The following is a 16,855-nucleotide window of genomic DNA, read 5'->3' on the forward strand; positions in this document are numbered from 1 at the left end:
AGACCTCAATGAGCGGCGCAGGCAAAACGCTGAAGTTAAAAAAACAGGAAGATAAGGCCAGCTTTGTAAGCTGGCGTTTTGCTTTGCTGTGCGGCTGTATTTTACTCGCGCTGGGCGGGCTGCTGTCGCGCGTCGCCTGGCTGCAGGTGATCAAGCCCGATCGGCTGGTTAAAGAGGGCGATCTGCGCTCGCTGCGCGTGCAGGAGGTGCCGACGGCACGCGGCATGATCAGCGACCGCGCCGGGCGTCCGCTGGCGGTCAGCGTACCGGTTAATGCTATCTGGGCCGATCCCAAAGAGCTGATTGGTCACGGCGGCGTCACCCTTGATAGCCGCTGGAAAGCGCTCTCAGATGCGCTGTCGATCCCGCTGGATCAGCTGGCCGCGCGCATCAACGCCAACCCCAAAGGACGCTTTATCTATCTGGCGCGTCAGGTTAATCCGGCCATTGGCGACTATGTGAAAAAACTGAAGCTGCCGGGTATTTATCTGCGCCAGGAGTCGCGCCGCTACTATCCGGCCGGTCAGGTCACCGCGCATCTGATTGGTTTCACCAACATTGACGGACAGGGCATCGAAGGGATTGAGAAAAGCTTCGACAAATGGCTGACGGGCGCGCCAGGCGAGCGTACGGTGCGTAAAGATCGCTTCGGGCGCGTCATTGAAGATATCTCGTCGGTCGACAGCCGTGCTGCACACAATCTGACGCTGAGTATTGATGAGCGGCTGCAGGCGCTGGTCTATCGCGAACTCAACAATGCAGTCGCCTTTAACAAAGCAGAGTCGGGCACGGCGGTGCTGGTTGATGTCAGCACGGGTGAAGTGCTGGCAATGGCAAACAGCCCCGCCTACAACCCGAATAACCTCAGCAATACGCCAAAAGATGTCATGCGTAACCGCGCCATCACCGACATTTTTGAGCCGGGCTCAACGGTGAAGCCCATGGTGGTGATGACTGCGCTGCAGCGTGGGGTGGTGAAAGAGAACAGCGTACTGAACACCGTGCCATACCGCGTAAACGGTCATGAGATCAAAGATGTGGCGCGCTATAACGAACTGACCCTGACCGGGGTCTTACAGAAGTCGAGTAACGTCGGGGTTTCACGTCTGGCGTTAGCGATGCCCTCCTCAGCGCTGGTAGATACTTACGCGCGCTTTGGACTGGGTAAACCGACCAATTTGGGGCTGGTCGGGGAAAGCAGTGGCTTATACCCTCAAAAACAACGGTGGTCTGACATAGAGAGGGCCACCTTCTCTTTCGGCTACGGGCTAATGGTAACGCCGTTACAGTTAGCGCGAGTCTACGCAACGATTGGCAGCTACGGTATCAATCGTCCTCTCTCCATTACCAAAGTGGATCCGCCGGTTGCAGGTGAGCGCGTCTTTCCGGAGAACCTGGTCAGAACGGTAATGCATATGATGGAGAGCGTGGCACTGCCTGGCGGCGGTGGGGTAAAAGCCGCTATCAAAGGATATCGCATTGCGATTAAAACCGGCACCGCGAAAAAGGTCGGTCCCGATGGCCGCTACGTCAATAAGTATATCGCCTACACCGCCGGTGTGGCACCAGCCAGCCAGCCGCGTTTTGCGCTGGTCGTGGTGATTAACGATCCGCAGGCCGGTAAATATTATGGCGGTGCAGTCTCTGCGCCGGTGTTTGGCGCCATCATGGGCGGCGTATTGCGCACCATGAATATTGAGCCGGACGCACTGCCTGTCGTGGATAAAAACGAATTAGTGAAGAACAGAAGTGAGGCATCAAGTGACAGATCGTAACCTGCGCGATTTACTGGCCCCCTGGGTGGCCGGCGCGCCGGCGCGTCCCCTTCGTGACATGACGCTGGACAGCCGCGCGGCGGCGGCCGGCGATCTGTTTATCGCCGTAGCGGGCCATCATGCTGATGGCCGGCGCTTTATCCCGCAGGCCATTGCGCAGGGCGTTGCCGCCGTGATTGCCGAAGCGGAAGGCGAGGCCAGTGACGGCGATATCCGTGAACTGCACGGCGTGCCGGTGATCTATCTGGCGCAGCTGCCGCAGCGCCTCTCCGCGCTGGCGGGACGCTTTTATCAGCAGCCGGGCAGCAAGCTGAAGCTGGCAGGCGTTACCGGGACGAATGGCAAGACCACCACCACCCAGCTGATTGCACAGTGGGCTAACCTGCTGGGCGAAACGGGCGCGGTGATGGGTACCGTGGGTAACGGCCTGTATGGCCAGCTGCTGCCAGCAGAGAACACCACCGGCTCGGCCGTTGAGGTTCAGCATATCCTGCACGACTTAGTGGGGCAGGGCGCCACCCTGGCAGCGATGGAGGTCTCGTCGCATGGCCTGGTACAGCACCGCGTGGCGGCATTGCCGTTTGCTGCGGCGGTATTTACCAATCTGAGCCGCGACCATCTCGACTACCACGGTGACATGCAAAGCTATGAGTCAGCCAAGTGGCTGCTCTTTTCTGAACATCAGATCGGTGACGCAATCATCAACGCTGATGATGAGACCGGCTATCGCTGGCTGCAGCAGCTGCCCGATGCGGTCGCGGTAACCATGGCAAACAACCTGCCATCCGGCTGGCACGGGCGCTGGCTCCATGCCACTGAAGTCGCGTATCACGACGGTGGCGCACGCGTGCGCTTCAGCTCCAGCTGGGGAGATGGCTCTTTTGACAGCCGCCTGATGGGCGCCTTTAACGTCAGCAATCTGCTGCTGGCGCTGGCTACGCTGCTGACGATGGACTATCCGCTGGAGAGTTTAGTGGCAACCGCTGCAGACCTGCAGCCGGTATGCGGACGCATGGAAGTCTTCAGTGCAGCGGGCAAAGCCACCGTTGTGGTGGATTACGCGCACACCCCGGATGCGCTGGAGAAAGCGCTGGAAGCGGCGCGCCTTCACTGTAAGGGCCAGCTCTGGTGCGTATTCGGCTGCGGCGGCGACCGCGACAAAGGCAAACGTCCGCTGATGGGGGCGATTGCTGAACAGTTTGCTGACGTGGTGGTGATCACCGATGACAATCCGCGCAGCGAAGATCCCGCCGCGATTGTGGACGATATTCTGACCGGACTGCTCGATCCGGGTCGCGCACGCGTCGTGCCTGGCCGGGCGCAGGCGGTGACCAGCGCCGTGATGCAGGCAAAAGCTGAAGATATCGTGCTGGTCGCCGGCAAGGGACATGAAGATTATCAGATTATCGGCAATCGTCGTCTCGATTACTCGGACCGCGACACCGTCGCCCGACTGCTGGGAGTAATGGCATGATCCCGATTACGCTGCAAACGCTGGCTGACATCAGCGGCGGTACGCTGCACGGCAGCGATGCGACCCTGCATGAAGTCACGACCGATACCCGTAAAGTCACCGCAGGCTGCCTGTTTGTGGCGCTGGTGGGTGAGCGTTTTGACGCGCACGACTTTGCTGAGCAGGCGATGAACAGCGGGGCGCAGGCGCTGCTGGTGAGCCGGCAGTTACCGGTTGCGCTGCCGCAGGTGGTGGTGGCGGATACGCGCATTGCGTTCGGCCAGCTTGGTGCCTGGGTACGTCAGCAGTCGACCGCGCGCGTCGTGGCGCTGACCGGCTCATCGGGTAAAACCTCAGTGAAAGAGATGACGGCGGCAATTTTACGCCAGTGTGGCGAAACGCTCTACACCGCCGGTAACCTGAATAACGACTACGGCGTGCCGATGACGCTGCTGCGTCTGACCGCGGCACATCAGTATGCGGTTATCGAACTTGGCGCTAACCATCAGGGCGAAATCGCCTACACCACGGCGCTGGTACAGCCGGAGACCGCGCTGGTCAACAATCTCGCAGCGGCGCATCTCGAAGGTTTTGGATCACTGGCAGGCGTGGCGAAAGCCAAAGGCGAAATCTTTGCCGGTTTACCGCTGCACGGCACGGCGATTGTAAATGCCGACAGTCACGATCTCGCTAACTGGCAGCCCTATTTTGCCGGCAGAACGCTGTGGCACTTTTCGCCGCAGCCGCTGACTGATGCGGAGTTTCGCGCCAGCGATATCGTACTGCGGCCTGACGTGACCTGCTTTACGCTGCACACGCCGCGCGGAGATATCGCTATCGAACTGCCGCTGCCGGGCCGCCATAATATTGCCAACGCGCTGGCCGCCGCAGCACTGGCCCTGTCGGTCGACGCACCGCTGACCGCCATCCAGTCCGGCCTGAAAATGCTGCAGCCGGTGCCGGGACGTCTCTTCCCGGTGCGTCTCTCGGCGACACAGCTGCTGCTGGATGACAGTTATAACGCAAACGTGGGTTCGATGACGGCCGCCGCGCAGGTGCTGGGTGAGATGCCCGGCTTCCGCGTTATGGTAGTAGGCGATATGGGCGAGCTGGGCGAGGAAGCGGAAGCGTGCCACCGTCAGGTGGGCGCCGCAGCACAGGCTGCCGGCGTGGATGCCGTGCTCAGCACCGGTCAGCTCAGCCACTTTATCAGCGACAGCAGCGGCAGAGGCCAGCATTTTGCCAGCAAAGCCGCGCTGATCGCCCATCTGCAGGCGCTGCTCGCGCAGCATCCTGAGATCACTATTTTAGTTAAAGGTTCACGTAGTGCCGCCATGGAGCAGGTAGTACAGGGACTGAAGGAGAAAGGAACATGCTAGTCTGGCTGGCCGAACATCTGGTCGCATTTTATTCCGGTTTTAACGTCTTTTCCTATCTGACGTTTCGCGCCATTGTCAGCCTGCTGACCGCTCTGTTTATCTCATTATGGATGGGACCGCGTCTGATCGCCTGGCTGCAGAAGCTGCAGATTGGCCAGGTGGTACGTAATGATGGCCCGGAGTCGCACTTTAGCAAACGCGGCACGCCGACCATGGGCGGCATCATGATCCTGACATCAATCACCATCTCCGTACTGATGTGGGCTTACCCTTCCAATCCCTATGTCTGGTGTGTACTGGTGGTACTGCTCGGCTTTGGCGCCATTGGCTTTGTTGACGACTACCGTAAAGTGGTGCGCAAAGATACCAAAGGGCTTATCGCGCGCTGGAAATATTTCTGGATGTCGGTGATCTCACTCGGCGTGGCATTTGCGCTGTTTGTGGCTGGCAAAGATACGCCTGCCACGCAGCTGGTGGTGCCCTTCTTTAAAGATGTGATGCCGCAGCTGGGTCTGTTTTATGTGGTGCTGGCCTACTTTGTCATTGTGGGCACCGGCAACGCCGTGAACCTTACCGATGGTCTTGATGGCCTGGCAATTATGCCAACGGTGTTTGTCGCTGCCGGTTTTGCGCTGGTCGCCTGGGCAACCGGCAACGTGAAGTTTGCTGAATATCTGCATATCCCCTATCTGCGTCACGCGGGTGAGCTGGTTATTGTCTGCACCGCGATTGTCGGGGCCGGGCTCGGGTTCCTGTGGTTTAACACCTATCCGGCACAGGTTTTCATGGGTGACGTCGGGTCACTGGCGCTGGGCGGCGCGCTGGGCACGCTGGCGGTGCTGCTGCGTCAGGAGTTTCTGCTGGTGATTATGGGTGGCGTATTTGTGGTTGAAACGCTGTCGGTGATCCTGCAGGTCGGCTCCTTTAAACTGCGCGGCCAGCGTATTTTCCGCATGGCGCCTATTCATCACCACTATGAACTCAAGGGCTGGCCGGAACCGCGCGTTATCGTGCGCTTCTGGATTATTTCGCTGATGCTGGTGCTGATTGGCCTGGCTACGCTGAAGGTGCGTTAATCATGGCTGACTATCGGGGCAGAAACGTTGTCATTATCGGGCTGGGTATTACCGGCCTCTCCTGTGTCGATTTCTTCCTGGGGCAGGGCGTTACGCCACGCGTCATGGATACCCGTCTCTCACCGCCAGGCCTGGATAAGCTGCCGGAGCAGGTAGCGTGTCATACCGGCAGTATCAACAGCGACTGGCTACTGGCCGCCGATCTGATTGTCGCCAGCCCCGGCATTGCGCTGGCGCACCCGGCGCTGAGCGAAGCAGCGGACGCTGGTATTGAGATCGTGGGGGATATTGAGCTTTTCTGCCGCGAAGCGCAGGCGCCGGTTGTGGCCATCACCGGCTCCAACGGTAAAAGCACGGTCACTACGCTGGTGGGCGAAATGGCCCGCGCAGCAGGCTGGGCAGTGGGCGTGGGCGGCAACATCGGCTTGCCGGCGCTGACGCTGCTGAAATCGCCTGCGCAGCTCTATGTACTGGAGCTTTCCAGCTTTCAGCTGGAAAGCACACACAGTCTGAAAGCAGCAGCTGCCACGATCCTCAACGTGACGGAAGATCATATGGATCGCTATCCGCTGGGCATGCAGCAGTATCGCGCCGCCAAGTTACGTATTTATGAAAACGCGGCGATTTGTGTCGTTAATGCCGATGATGGCATGACTATGCCTGTGCGCGGCGCCGATCGGCGCTGTATCAGCTTTGGTGTCGACCTGGGCGATTATCATCTGACCCGGCAGCAGGGCAGTACCTGGCTGCGCGCCCAGGGTGAAAAGATTCTGAACACCGCTGAGATGAAGCTGGTGGGGCAGCACAACTACACTAACGCGCTGGCTGCGCTGGCGCTGGCAGATGCAGTGGCTATCCCGCGCGCGTCGAGCCTGAAAGCGCTGACGACCTATAGCGGTCTGCCGCACCGCTTCCAGCTAGTACATGAAGCGCGCGGAGTGCGCTGGGTCAACGATTCCAAAGCCACCAACGTTGGCAGTACCGAAGCGGCGCTGCAGGGATTACAGGTAGCGGGCACGCTCTGGCTGCTGCTCGGCGGCGACGGCAAAGGCGCGGATTTCTCACCGCTGGCGCGTTATCTGCAGGGCGATAATATCCGCCTGTTCTGTTATGGCCGCGATGGCGATGCGCTGGCCGCGCTGCGGCCAGAGGTCGCGACACGTACCGAAACGCTGCAGCAGGCGGTCGCACAGATTGCAACGGCGGCTCAGTCTGGTGACATGGTGCTGCTTTCTCCCGCCTGTGCCAGTCTCGATCAGTTTCGTAATTTTGAGCAGCGCGGCGATCTCTTCGCGCAACTGGCGAAGGAGTCTGGCTGATGCGTATACCCGGAACCGCTATTGCCAGTTTCCTGTCCGTGCGTCTGCGCGACTGGGTTATGGGCGCACGCGATGGCGACGACGCACCGGTGGTGCTATACGATCGCACGCTCTTATGGCTGACGTTTGGTCTGGCTATTATCGGGTTTGTGATGGTGACGTCCGCCTCCATGCCGGTAGGACAGCGTCTGAACGACGATCCCTTCTATTTTGCCAAGCGCGACGCGTTTTACATCCTGCTGGCTCTCGGTATGGCGCTGGTCACCCTGCGTATTCCGATGGATTTCTGGCAGCGCTACAGCAACGCCATGCTGGTGGCGTCCGTGCTGATGCTGCTGATTGTGCTGGTCGTGGGCAGCTCGGTGAACGGGGCATCGCGCTGGATTGCGCTGGGGCCGCTGCGTATCCAGCCGGCGGAACTCTCAAAGCTCTCGCTGTTCTGCTATCTCGCCAGCTATCTGGTGCGCAAAGTGGAAGAGGTGCGTAACAACTTCTGGGGATTCTGTAAGCCGATGGGCGTTATGGTGATCCTCGCCGTACTGCTGCTGGCGCAGCCGGACCTCGGGACGGTGGTTGTGCTGTTTGTGACCACGCTGGCGATGCTGTTTCTCGCGGGGGCCAAACTGTGGCAATTCCTTGCGATCATCGGCTCCGGTATCTTTGCCGTGGTGCTGCTGATTATCGCCGAACCCTATCGTATGCGCCGCGTCACCTCGTTCTGGAATCCGTGGGAAGATCCGTTTGGCAGCGGCTATCAGCTGACGCAGTCGCTGATGGCGTTTGGCCGCGGTGAATTCTGGGGGCAGGGGCTGGGTAACTCAGTGCAAAAGCTGGAGTATCTGCCGGAGGCGCACACCGATTTTATCTTCTCGATAATCGGTGAGGAGCTCGGTTATGTCGGTGTGGTTTTAGCCCTGTTAATGGTATTCTTCGTCGCTTTTCGCGCGATGTCGATTGGCCGTCGCGCCCTTGAGCTGGACCAGCGTTTTTCCGGCTTTCTCGCCTGCTCAATTGGCGTCTGGTTTAGCTTCCAGGCACTGGTTAACGTCGGCGCGGCAGCCGGTATGCTGCCGACAAAAGGCCTGACGCTGCCGCTGATCAGCTACGGGGGATCGAGTCTGATTATTATGTCGACCGCCATCGTATTTTTACTGCGTATCGATTATGAAACGCGCCTGGCGAAAGCGCAGGCGTTTACCCGAGGTGCCCGATGAGTAGCAAACGGCTGATGGTCATGGCTGGCGGAACCGGCGGACATGTGTTTCCCGGTCTGGCAGTGGCACATCATCTGATGGAGCAGGGCTGGCAGGTACGCTGGCTGGGAACGGCTGACCGGATGGAAGCGGATCTGGTGCCGAAACACGGTATTGAGATCGACTTCATCCGCATCAGCGGACTGCGCGGCAAAGGGATAAAAGCGCTGCTGCTGGCCCCGGTACGTATTTTTAACGCCTGGCGTCAGGCACGCCGCATCATGAAACAGTGGCAGCCCGACGTGGTACTGGGCATGGGCGGCTATGTCTCCGGGCCGGGTGGTCTGGCGGCATGGAGTTGCGGTATCCCGGTCGTGCTCCACGAACAGAACGGTATCGCCGGACTCACCAATAAGTGGCTGGCAAAAATTGCCACCAAAGTGATGCAGGCGTTTCCCGGGGCGTTCCCTGCAGCCGATATTGTCGGCAACCCGGTGCGCACCGATGTGCTGGCGCTGCCGTCGCCGGCTGAACGTCTGCGCGATCGCAGCGGTCCGCTGCGGGTGCTGGTCGTTGGCGGCAGTCAGGGCGCCCGGATCCTGAACCAGACGCTGCCTCAGGTCGCCGCCGAACTGGGCGACGCCATTACCCTCTGGCATCAGACCGGCAGAGGCGGCCAGGCGATAGTGCAGCAGGCGTACCAGGCTGCAGGTCAGCCGCAGCATAAGGTCACAGAATTTATTGACGATATGGCCGCTGCCTACGCCTGGGCGGACGTAGTGGTATGTCGCTCAGGTGCGCTGACGGTGAGCGAAATTGCTGCGGCAGGTCTGCCAGCTATTTTCGTGCCGTTTCAGCATAAAGATCGCCAGCAATACTGGAATGCGCTGCCGCTGGAAAACGCGGGCGCGGCCAGAATTTTTGAGCAGCCGCAGTTTACTGCGGAAGGGGTGGCGGAGACGCTGCGCCAGTGGGACCGCGCGACGCTGCTGACCATGGCTGAACAGGCCCGTCAGGTTGCGATCCCGGATGCCACCGAACGCGTTGCCCGTGAAGTGGCGCGCGCTGCAAAGTAAATTTTCGGGCCTGATGAATAGGCCTGCATCCGTATGCGGGTGCGAACAGGAAAACAGGTAACAGAGAGCGATGAATACACAACAACTGGCAAAACTGCGTTCAATTGTGCCCGAGATGCGACGTGTCCGGCACATCCACTTTGTTGGCATCGGCGGTGCCGGCATGGGCGGTATTGCCGAAGTGTTGGCGAATGAAGGATATCACATCAGCGGATCCGATCTGGCGCCCAACGCGGTGACCCAGCATCTTGCTTCGCTGGGGGCGACTATCTATTTTAACCATCGTCCGGAGAACGTCACCGACGCGAGCGTGGTCGTGGTGTCAACCGCGGTGGCGCAGGATAATCCCGAGCTGGTGGCGGCGCGCGAGCAGCGTATTCCGGTGATCCGCCGCGCAGAGATGCTGGCCGAGCTGATGCGTTTCCGCCACGGCATCGCCATTGCCGGTACGCACGGTAAAACCACCACCACCGCCATGGTCACCAGTATCTACGCGGAAGGTGGCCTGGATCCGACCTTTGTGAACGGCGGCCTGGTAAAAGCAGCAGGCACGCATGCGCGGCTGGGTACCAGCCGCTACCTGATTGCTGAGGCGGATGAGAGCGACGCCTCTTTCCTGCATCTGCAGCCGATGGTCGCCATTGTGACCAACATCGAAGCGGATCACATGGATACCTATCAGGGCGATTTTGAGAACCTGAAACAGACCTTTATCAATTTCCTGCACAATCTGCCGTTCTACGGTCGCGCGGTGCTCTGTGTGGATGATGTCGTGATCCGCGACCTGATCCCGCGCGTGGGTCGCCAGATTACCACCTACGGCTTTAGCGACGATGCGGACGTACGGGTAGAGAACTATGAGCAGCGCGGTGCGCAGGGGCATTTTACCCTGCGCCGGCATGATAAACCGCTGCTGCAGGTTACTCTGAATGCACCAGGCCGCCATAACGCCCTTAACGCGGCGGCAGCCGTAGCGGTCGCCAGTGAGGAAGGCATTGAGGATGCGGCCATTCTCGCGGCGCTGGAGAGTTTCCAGGGCACTGGTCGCCGCTTTGACGTGCTGGGTGAGTTTGATACTGCTGCCGTAAACGGCAAGCCGGGCAGCGCGATGCTGGTTGACGACTATGGTCATCATCCGACCGAAGTGGATGTCACGATCAAGGCAGCGCGCGCCGGCTGGCCGGATAAAAAGCTGATGATGGTGTTCCAGCCGCATCGCTATACCCGCACCCGCGATCTGTTTGACGATTTCGCCAGCGTGCTCTCCCAGGTGGATGTACTGCTGATGCTGGAGGTCTATCCGGCCGGAGAGGCACCGATTCCAGGTGCCGACAGCCGTTCGCTCTGCCGGGCAATTCGCAGTCGCGGCAAAGTCGATCCGATTCTGGTGACTGAGCATGACGCCCTGCCGGATGCGCTGGCTCCCCTGCTGTCAGGTGACGATTTAGTGATTGTGCAGGGCGCAGGCAACATCGGCAAAATCGCGCGCCGGCTGGCTGAAAGCCAGCTGCAGGCTGCACCGAACCAGGAGGCGCGTCATGGCTGATAAAGTCGCCGTATTAATGGGCGGCACCTCAGCAGAGCGCGAGGTGTCACTGAATTCAGGCAGCGCAGTGCTGGCTGGCCTGCAGGAAATGGGCGTTGATGCGCACGGTGTGGATACTCGTGATGTATCGGTGCTGACGCTCAAAGAGCAGGGGTTTAACAAAGTCTTTATTGCGCTGCACGGGCGCGGTGGTGAGGATGGTACGCTGCAGGGCGTGCTGGACTTTATGCAGCTACCCTACACGGGCAGCGGCGTGATGGCCTCTGCTATCACCATGGATAAATTGCGCAGCAAGCTACTGTGGCAGGGCAGGGGACTGCCGTCAGGCAAGTTTATCTGGCTGACCCGGGAGCAGTATCAGCAGGGAATCGATGCGCAGACCGCTACCGCTATTGACGCGCTGAGTTTACCGCTGTTTGTTAAGCCGAGCTGTGAAGGCTCCAGCGTAGGCATCAGCCGGGTTGAGCGCGCTGACGATCTGCCAGCGGCACTGGATGAAGCGTTTCGCCACGACAACGATGTACTGATTGAAGCTTTTTTAAGCGGTGATGAGTATACCGTGGCAATTGTCGGGGAAGAAATCCTGCCATCCATTAAAATTAAAACAGCCAGCGCTTTCTATGACTATGAAGCAAAATACATTTCTGACGATACTCAGTACTTCTGTCCCAGCGGTCTGAGTGCAGAAAAAGAAGCTGAACTGCAAAAGCTGGTGCTGGCTGCCTGGCAGTCGCTGGGCTGCAGTGGCTGGGGACGCGTGGATGTCATGACCGATAGCGAAGGCCGTTTTCAGCTGCTGGAGGTCAATACGTCGCCGGGCATGACCAGCCATAGTCTGGTTCCGATGGCGGCACGGCAGGCGGGTTACAGCTTTCCGCAGCTGGTAACGCGTATCCTGGCGCTGGCTGACTGATATGTCTCAGGCAGCGCTACGCGTACGCAACCGCGAACCTCAGGAGCGAGCCCGCACCGGGCGCAGCAACGGCGCACGGCTGTTTGGCATTGTGTTTCTGCTGCTGGTGCTGGGCACCATGATAGCCGGTGGCCTGGTGGTCCTGAAGTGGATGAATGACGCTTCACGTCTGCCGCTATCAAAGCTGGTCGTAACGGGGCAAACCCACTACACCACGCATGATGATATTCGCCAGGCGATTCTGTCACTGGGCGCCCCGGGGACCTTTATGTCGCAGAATGTGGATATCATTCAGCAACAGATTGAACGATTACCCTGGATTAAACAGGTCAGCGTGCGCAAGCAGTGGCCTGATGAGCTGAAGATAAATCTGGTGGAGTATGTTCCGGTTGCACGCTGGAACGACTCGCACATGGTAGATGCCGATGGCGTCTCCTTCAGCGTTCCGGCCAGTCATGTCGGCAAAGAGAATCTGCCGATGCTCTATGGACCGGAAGGCAGTGAAAAAGAGGTGCTGGCGGGTTATCACTCCCTGCGGGATGTGCTCCAGGCCAGCAAGTTTACCCTGAAGGTCGCGTCGATGACGGCGCGTCGCTCATGGCAGCTGGTCACCGGGGACGATATCCGCATCGAACTGGGACGGAGCGATACCATGAAGCGTCTGAACCGTTTTATTGAGCTCTATCCGGAGCTGCAGCTGCAGGGCCAGAATGAAAGCAAGCGTGTTGATTATGTTGATCTACGCTATGACTCTGGCGCCGCAGTAGGCTGGGTTCCGGCACCGATTGAGCCACAGGACAGTAATCAGCAACAGAACCAGGCACAGGCTAAACCATAATGATCAAGGCAACGGACAGAAAACTGGTAGTAGGACTTGAAATTGGCACCGCGAAGGTTGCCGCCCTGGTTGGAGAAATTCTGCCTGATGGTATGGTCAATATTATCGGGGTGGGCAGCTGCCCGTCGCGGGGTATGGACAAAGGCGGGGTAAACGATCTGGAATCGGTGGTGAAGTGCGTACAGCGCGCCATCGATCAGGCGGAACTGATGGCGGATTGCCAGATTTCGTCGGTCTACCTTGCTTTATCGGGCAAACACATCAGCTGTCAGAACGAAATCGGGATGGTTCCGATTTCCGAAGAGGAAGTGACTCAGGATGATGTGGAAAACGTTGTCCATACGGCTAAATCAGTGCGCGTACGTGATGAGCATCGCATTCTGCATGTCATCCCGCAGGAGTATGCCATTGACTACCAGGAGGGCATCAAGAATCCGGTGGGCTTATCCGGCGTCCGTATGCAGGCCAAAGTACATTTAATCACCTGTCACAACGATATGGCGAAAAATATCGTAAAAGCAGTTGAACGTTGCGGACTTAAAGTTGACCAATTGATTTTTGCCGGACTGGCTTCCAGCTTTTCTGTCCTGACAGAAGATGAACGTGAGCTGGGCGTCTGTGTTGTCGACATCGGTGGCGGTACAATGGATATCGCGGTGTATACCGGCGGCGCGCTGCGTCATACCAAGGTGATCCCCTATGCCGGGAACGTTGTGACCAGCGATATCGCCTATGCGTTTGGTACACCGCCTACTGACGCTGAGGCGATCAAAGTACGCCACGGCTGCGCGCTGGGATCGATTGTCGGCAAAGATGAGAATGTAGAAGTGCCAAGCGTAGGCGGACGTCCGCCGCGCAGCCTGCAGCGTCAGACGCTGGCTGAAGTCATTGAGCCGCGCTACACCGAACTGCTGAATCTGGTGAACGACGAGATTCTGCAACTGCAGGAGCAGCTGCGCCAGCAGGGTGTGAAGCATCATCTTGCTGCCGGTATTGTATTAACCGGCGGCGCGGCGCAAATTGAAGGTCTGGCAGCCTGCGCACAACGCGTGTTTCATACGCAGGTGCGTATCGGCCAGCCGCTGAATATTACGGGCCTGACCGACTACGCTCAGGAGTCTTACTACTCCACGGCGGTGGGCCTGCTGCACTATGGTAAAGAGTCACACCTGAACGGTGACGCAGAAACAGAAAAACGTGCTTCAGTTGGCAATTGGTTTAAACGAATCAACAGCTGGCTGAAGAAAGAGTTTTAATTTTGATAAAAGGAGATCATGCTGGCAATGTTTATGATCTCCAGGCGAACAGGCACATAACGGAGAGAAATCATGTTTGAACCTATGGAATTAACCAATGACGCGGTGATTAAAGTCATCGGCGTCGGCGGTGGCGGTGGCAACGCCGTAGAGCACATGGTGCGCGAGCGTATCGAAGGTGTGGAATTCTTTGCTGTAAACACGGACGCTCAGGCGTTACGTAAAACAGCGGTCGGCCAGACGATCCAGATCGGGACCAATATCACCAAAGGTCTTGGCGCAGGGGCTAACCCGGAAGTCGGTCGTACCTCAGCGGAAGAAGATCGTGAAGCACTGCGTTCTGCGCTGGATGGGGCAGACATGGTGTTTATCGCAGCCGGTATGGGCGGCGGTACCGGTACCGGTGCTGCGCCTGTTGTCGCTGAAGTGGCTAAAGATCTCGGGATTCTGACCGTTGCTGTCGTGACCAAGCCGTTCAACTTTGAAGGCAAAAAACGTATGGCGTTTGCTGAGCAGGGTATTGCTGAGCTCTCCAAGCACGTTGACTCCCTGATCACCATCCCGAATGACAAACTGCTCAAAGTGCTGGGCCGCGGTATCTCGCTGCTGGACGCTTTTGGCGCAGCAAACGATGTACTGAAAGGTGCGGTTCAGGGTATTGCTGAACTGATTACCCGTCCGGGTCTGATGAACGTCGACTTTGCAGACGTGCGTACCGTGATGTCAGAAATGGGTTATGCCATGATGGGCTCTGGCGTGGCGTGCGGTGAAGATCGTGCTGAAGAAGCTGCTGAAATGGCAATTTCCAGTCCGCTGCTGGAAGATATCGACCTCTCTGGCGCACGTGGCGTGCTGGTTAACATCACTGCCGGCTTCGATCTGCGTCTGGATGAGTTTGAAACCGTCGGTAATACTATCCGCGCATTCGCTTCTGACAACGCGACCGTGGTTATCGGTACCTCACTGGATCCAGAGATGAATGATGAGCTGCGTGTCACCGTCGTGGCCACCGGCATCGGTATGGATAAGCGTCCGGAAATCACTCTGGTGACCAATAAACCTGCTTCGCAACCGGTTATGGATCACCGCTATCAGCAGCACGGCATGGCGCCGCTGCCGCAGGAGCAGAAACCTGCTGCGAAAGTTGTTAACGAACAGCCGGCCGCTTCCGGTAAAGAGCCTGACTATCTCGATATTCCAGCGTTCCTGCGTAAACAGGCAGATTAAGAATAAGCTGATAATTGGGATTTCCCGCTCTTTGTGCTAAAGTCTTCGCCCGCCGGTAATTTATACTGGCGGTCGGATGGTAATATTGCGAGATAATGCGATGATCAAACAAAGGACACTAAAACGTATTGTTCAGGCGACTGGCGTCGGTTTACATACCGGCAAAAAAGTCACGCTGACTTTACGCCCTGCGTCGGCTAACACCGGGGTCATCTATCGTCGCACCGACTTGAATCCACCGGTTGATTTCCCGGCTGATGCAAAATACGTGCGCGACACCATGCTGAGTACCTGCCTGGTGAACGATGAAGGCGTACGTATTTCAACGGTTGAACACCTGAACGCCGCGCTGGCGGGTCTGGGTATCGATAACATTATTGTGGAAGTCGATGCACCAGAAATTCCAATTATGGATGGCAGCGCAGCACCTTTCGTCTACCTGCTGATGGATGCAGGTGTGGAAGAGCTTAACAGCGCGAAAAAATTTGTACGCGTTAAGCAGGCGGTACGGGTAGAAGATGGTGATAAGTGGGCTGAGATCAAACCGTATAACGGTTTCTCGCTCGATTTCACTATCGATTTCAAACATCCGGCTATCGATTCAAGCTCGCAGCGTTACCAGCTCAACTTCTCGGCTGAGGCATTTGTCCGCCAGATCAGCCGTGCGCGCACCTTTGGCTTTATGCGTGAAATTGAATATCTGCAGTCTAAAGGCCTGTGCCTGGGCGGTAGTTTAGATTGTGCGATTGGCCTTGATGATTTCCGCGTGCTGAATGAAGATGGCCTGCGCTTTGAAGATGAGTTTGTACGGCACAAAATGCTGGATGCTATCGGCGATCTGTTTATGTGTGGTCACAACGTGATTGGTGCCTTTTCGGCGTTTAAATCAGGCCATGCGTTAAACAACAAGCTGCTGCAGGCTGTCCTGGCGAAACAGGAAGCCTGGGAGTGGGCCACCTTCGAAGATGAAGCTGAGCTGCCGCTGGCGTTTAAAGCACCTAATTTAGTCCTGGCTTAACAGCCGGTCATAAGAACGGCGGATACCCTGACACTCTCTCCGGTCAGCGGTATCCGCCGTTTTTTTTCGCCTCTCTGATGGCGTGAAAGCCCGCCCGCAAAATGCCCGCCTGTCTGGTGAAATGCTGTACGAAAAGCGTGAAATCCGCCGTAAGCCGCCCGATCTCTGCTGTGGAAGCCGTACATAAGTGCTATTATCTGGCGCTCATATAAGCGGGCTGACAGCATGTCAGCCGCATGGATGTGTTATTAACGTTGCGGACGGATTGTGATCGGACTCTTTTCACGCTGGCGACAATTAGGCAGGCGCTATTTCTGGCCACATCTCCTGCTGGGGATGGTGGCGGCCAGTCTGGGCCTGCCTGCCTGCGCGCAAAACGCCGAGCCTTCCGCCAGCGATTCCCCGGTCAGCAGCCTGTTCACCGGCAATGTGGTTCACTTTGATCACCTGATCCGGCTGCAGGAGAGCGCCCGCCGGCCTGGCGCTAATGTCGATTACTGGCATCAGCACGCTATCCGCACGGTGATCCGCCACCTCTCATTCAGTCTGTCACCGGCCACCGAAGCTGAAGCTGAAATCGCGCTGCCGCTTGCCGTACAGAAGCTGGCGCTGATTGATTCGCTGCAGGCGCTGCTGACATCGCCTGTGCAGCCGCAGCCCGCGCATCTGACACTGCCGTACGCCTGCTATCACTCTCCGATAGCTCATGCCGTTGCTGACTGGCAGGCTACCAGCGATGGTATCCGCGCCGGACCTTTCGTTGCCTGATTACGCCCCCTTTTCCCC

General features: G+C 58.0%; 14 protein-coding genes. All 14 read left to right on the top strand.

All coding sequences use genetic code 11. From position 1 onward, the window contains the following. Positions 1 to 8 precede the first annotated feature (8 nt). Entirely contained in the window at positions 9 to 1,775 is a 1,767-nt protein-coding gene (locus FS690_RS09150; protein ID WP_039382568.1) for a peptidoglycan glycosyltransferase FtsI, read from the top strand. Beyond that, entirely contained in the window at positions 1,762 to 3,249 is a 1,488-nt protein-coding gene (murE, locus tag FS690_RS09155; RefSeq protein WP_039382570.1) for a UDP-N-acetylmuramoyl-L-alanyl-D-glutamate--2,6-diaminopimelate ligase, read from the top strand. Before FS690_RS09150 ends, murE begins: the two co-directional genes overlap by 14 nt. Then, on the top strand, positions 3,246 to 4,607 hold the full coding sequence (gene murF, locus FS690_RS09160; protein ID WP_039382572.1) for a UDP-N-acetylmuramoyl-tripeptide--D-alanyl-D-alanine ligase: 1,362 nt from the start codon (positions 3,246 to 3,248) through the stop codon (positions 4,605 to 4,607). The genes murE and murF overlap by 4 nt, the downstream gene beginning before the upstream one ends. Beyond that, the gene (gene mraY, locus FS690_RS09165) at positions 4,601 to 5,683 is read left to right on the top strand and encodes a phospho-N-acetylmuramoyl-pentapeptide-transferase (RefSeq protein ID WP_039382574.1); all 1,083 of its coding nucleotides are present in this window, start codon (positions 4,601 to 4,603) and stop codon (positions 5,681 to 5,683) included. The genes murF and mraY overlap by 7 nt, the downstream gene beginning before the upstream one ends. 2 nt (positions 5,684 to 5,685) lie before the next feature. Further along, a complete protein-coding gene (gene murD, locus FS690_RS09170) occupies positions 5,686 to 7,002 on the top strand; it encodes a UDP-N-acetylmuramoyl-L-alanine--D-glutamate ligase (protein ID WP_145339468.1) in 1,317 nt (438 codons plus the stop codon). Continuing rightward, entirely contained in the window at positions 7,002 to 8,216 is a 1,215-nt protein-coding gene (ftsW, locus tag FS690_RS09175) for a cell division protein FtsW (RefSeq protein WP_039382578.1), read from the top strand. Before murD ends, ftsW begins: the two co-directional genes overlap by 1 nt. Continuing rightward, a complete protein-coding gene (murG, locus tag FS690_RS09180; protein ID WP_039382580.1) occupies positions 8,213 to 9,271 on the top strand; it encodes an undecaprenyldiphospho-muramoylpentapeptide beta-N-acetylglucosaminyltransferase in 1,059 nt (352 codons plus the stop codon). The genes ftsW and murG overlap by 4 nt, the downstream gene beginning before the upstream one ends. A gap of 70 nt (positions 9,272 to 9,341) precedes the next feature. Beyond that, positions 9,342 to 10,817 carry a UDP-N-acetylmuramate--L-alanine ligase gene (gene murC / locus FS690_RS09185; protein WP_039382582.1) on the top strand — a complete coding sequence of 492 codons (1,476 nt, stop codon included), beginning with the start codon at positions 9,342 to 9,344 and terminating at the stop codon, positions 10,815 to 10,817. Beyond that, positions 10,810 to 11,730 carry a D-alanine--D-alanine ligase gene (locus FS690_RS09190; protein ID WP_039382584.1) on the top strand — a complete coding sequence of 307 codons (921 nt, stop codon included), beginning with the start codon at positions 10,810 to 10,812 and terminating at the stop codon, positions 11,728 to 11,730. Before murC ends, FS690_RS09190 begins: the two co-directional genes overlap by 8 nt. Before the next feature lies 1 nt (position 11,731). Further along, positions 11,732 to 12,568, top strand: coding sequence for a cell division protein FtsQ (ftsQ, locus tag FS690_RS09195; RefSeq protein WP_071669074.1), 837 nt, complete (start codon positions 11,732 to 11,734; stop codon positions 12,566 to 12,568). Further along, on the top strand, positions 12,568 to 13,824 hold the full coding sequence (gene ftsA, locus FS690_RS09200) for a cell division protein FtsA (RefSeq protein ID WP_039382588.1): 1,257 nt from the start codon (positions 12,568 to 12,570) through the stop codon (positions 13,822 to 13,824). Before ftsQ ends, ftsA begins: the two co-directional genes overlap by 1 nt. Before the next feature lie 72 nt (positions 13,825 to 13,896). Beyond that, positions 13,897 to 15,051 (top strand): cell division protein FtsZ, encoded by a 1,155-nt coding sequence (gene ftsZ / locus FS690_RS09205; RefSeq protein ID WP_039382590.1) that lies wholly within the window; start codon positions 13,897 to 13,899, stop codon positions 15,049 to 15,051. Positions 15,052 to 15,151: 100 nt separating this feature from the next. Then, positions 15,152 to 16,069, top strand: coding sequence for a UDP-3-O-acyl-N-acetylglucosamine deacetylase (gene lpxC, locus FS690_RS09210; protein WP_039382593.1), 918 nt, complete (start codon positions 15,152 to 15,154; stop codon positions 16,067 to 16,069). A gap of 267 nt (positions 16,070 to 16,336) precedes the next feature. After that, entirely contained in the window at positions 16,337 to 16,837 is a 501-nt protein-coding gene (secM, locus tag FS690_RS09215; protein WP_039382596.1) for a secA translation cis-regulator SecM, read from the top strand. The last annotated feature ends 18 nt before the right edge of the window (positions 16,838 to 16,855 follow it).

The organism is Pantoea sp. PSNIH1 (assembly GCF_007680655.1).
Classification (GTDB): domain Bacteria; phylum Pseudomonadota; class Gammaproteobacteria; order Enterobacterales; family Enterobacteriaceae; genus Pantoea; species Pantoea eucrina.

What these genes read in the sequence shown, in the direction of transcription:
- FS690_RS09150 (WP_039382568.1), top strand. Translation starts at nt 9, where the DNA reads ATGAGCGGCGCAGGCAAAACGCTGAAGTTAAAAAAACAGGAAGATAAG.
- murF (WP_039382572.1), top strand. Translation starts at nt 3,246, where the DNA reads ATGATCCCGATTACGCTGCAAACGCTGGCTGACATCAGCGGCGGTACG.
- mraY (WP_039382574.1), top strand. Translation starts at nt 4,601, where the DNA reads ATGCTAGTCTGGCTGGCCGAACATCTGGTCGCATTTTATTCCGGTTTT.
- murD (WP_145339468.1), top strand. Translation starts at nt 5,686, where the DNA reads ATGGCTGACTATCGGGGCAGAAACGTTGTCATTATCGGGCTGGGTATT.
- ftsW (WP_039382578.1), top strand. Translation starts at nt 7,002, where the DNA reads ATGCGTATACCCGGAACCGCTATTGCCAGTTTCCTGTCCGTGCGTCTG.
- murG (WP_039382580.1), top strand. Translation starts at nt 8,213, where the DNA reads ATGAGTAGCAAACGGCTGATGGTCATGGCTGGCGGAACCGGCGGACAT.
- murC (WP_039382582.1), top strand. Translation starts at nt 9,342, where the DNA reads ATGAATACACAACAACTGGCAAAACTGCGTTCAATTGTGCCCGAGATG.
- FS690_RS09190 (WP_039382584.1), top strand. Translation starts at nt 10,810, where the DNA reads ATGGCTGATAAAGTCGCCGTATTAATGGGCGGCACCTCAGCAGAGCGC.
- ftsQ (WP_071669074.1), top strand. Translation starts at nt 11,732, where the DNA reads ATGTCTCAGGCAGCGCTACGCGTACGCAACCGCGAACCTCAGGAGCGA.
- ftsA (WP_039382588.1), top strand. Translation starts at nt 12,568, where the DNA reads ATGATCAAGGCAACGGACAGAAAACTGGTAGTAGGACTTGAAATTGGC.
- ftsZ (WP_039382590.1), top strand. Translation starts at nt 13,897, where the DNA reads ATGTTTGAACCTATGGAATTAACCAATGACGCGGTGATTAAAGTCATC.
- lpxC (WP_039382593.1), top strand. Translation starts at nt 15,152, where the DNA reads ATGATCAAACAAAGGACACTAAAACGTATTGTTCAGGCGACTGGCGTC.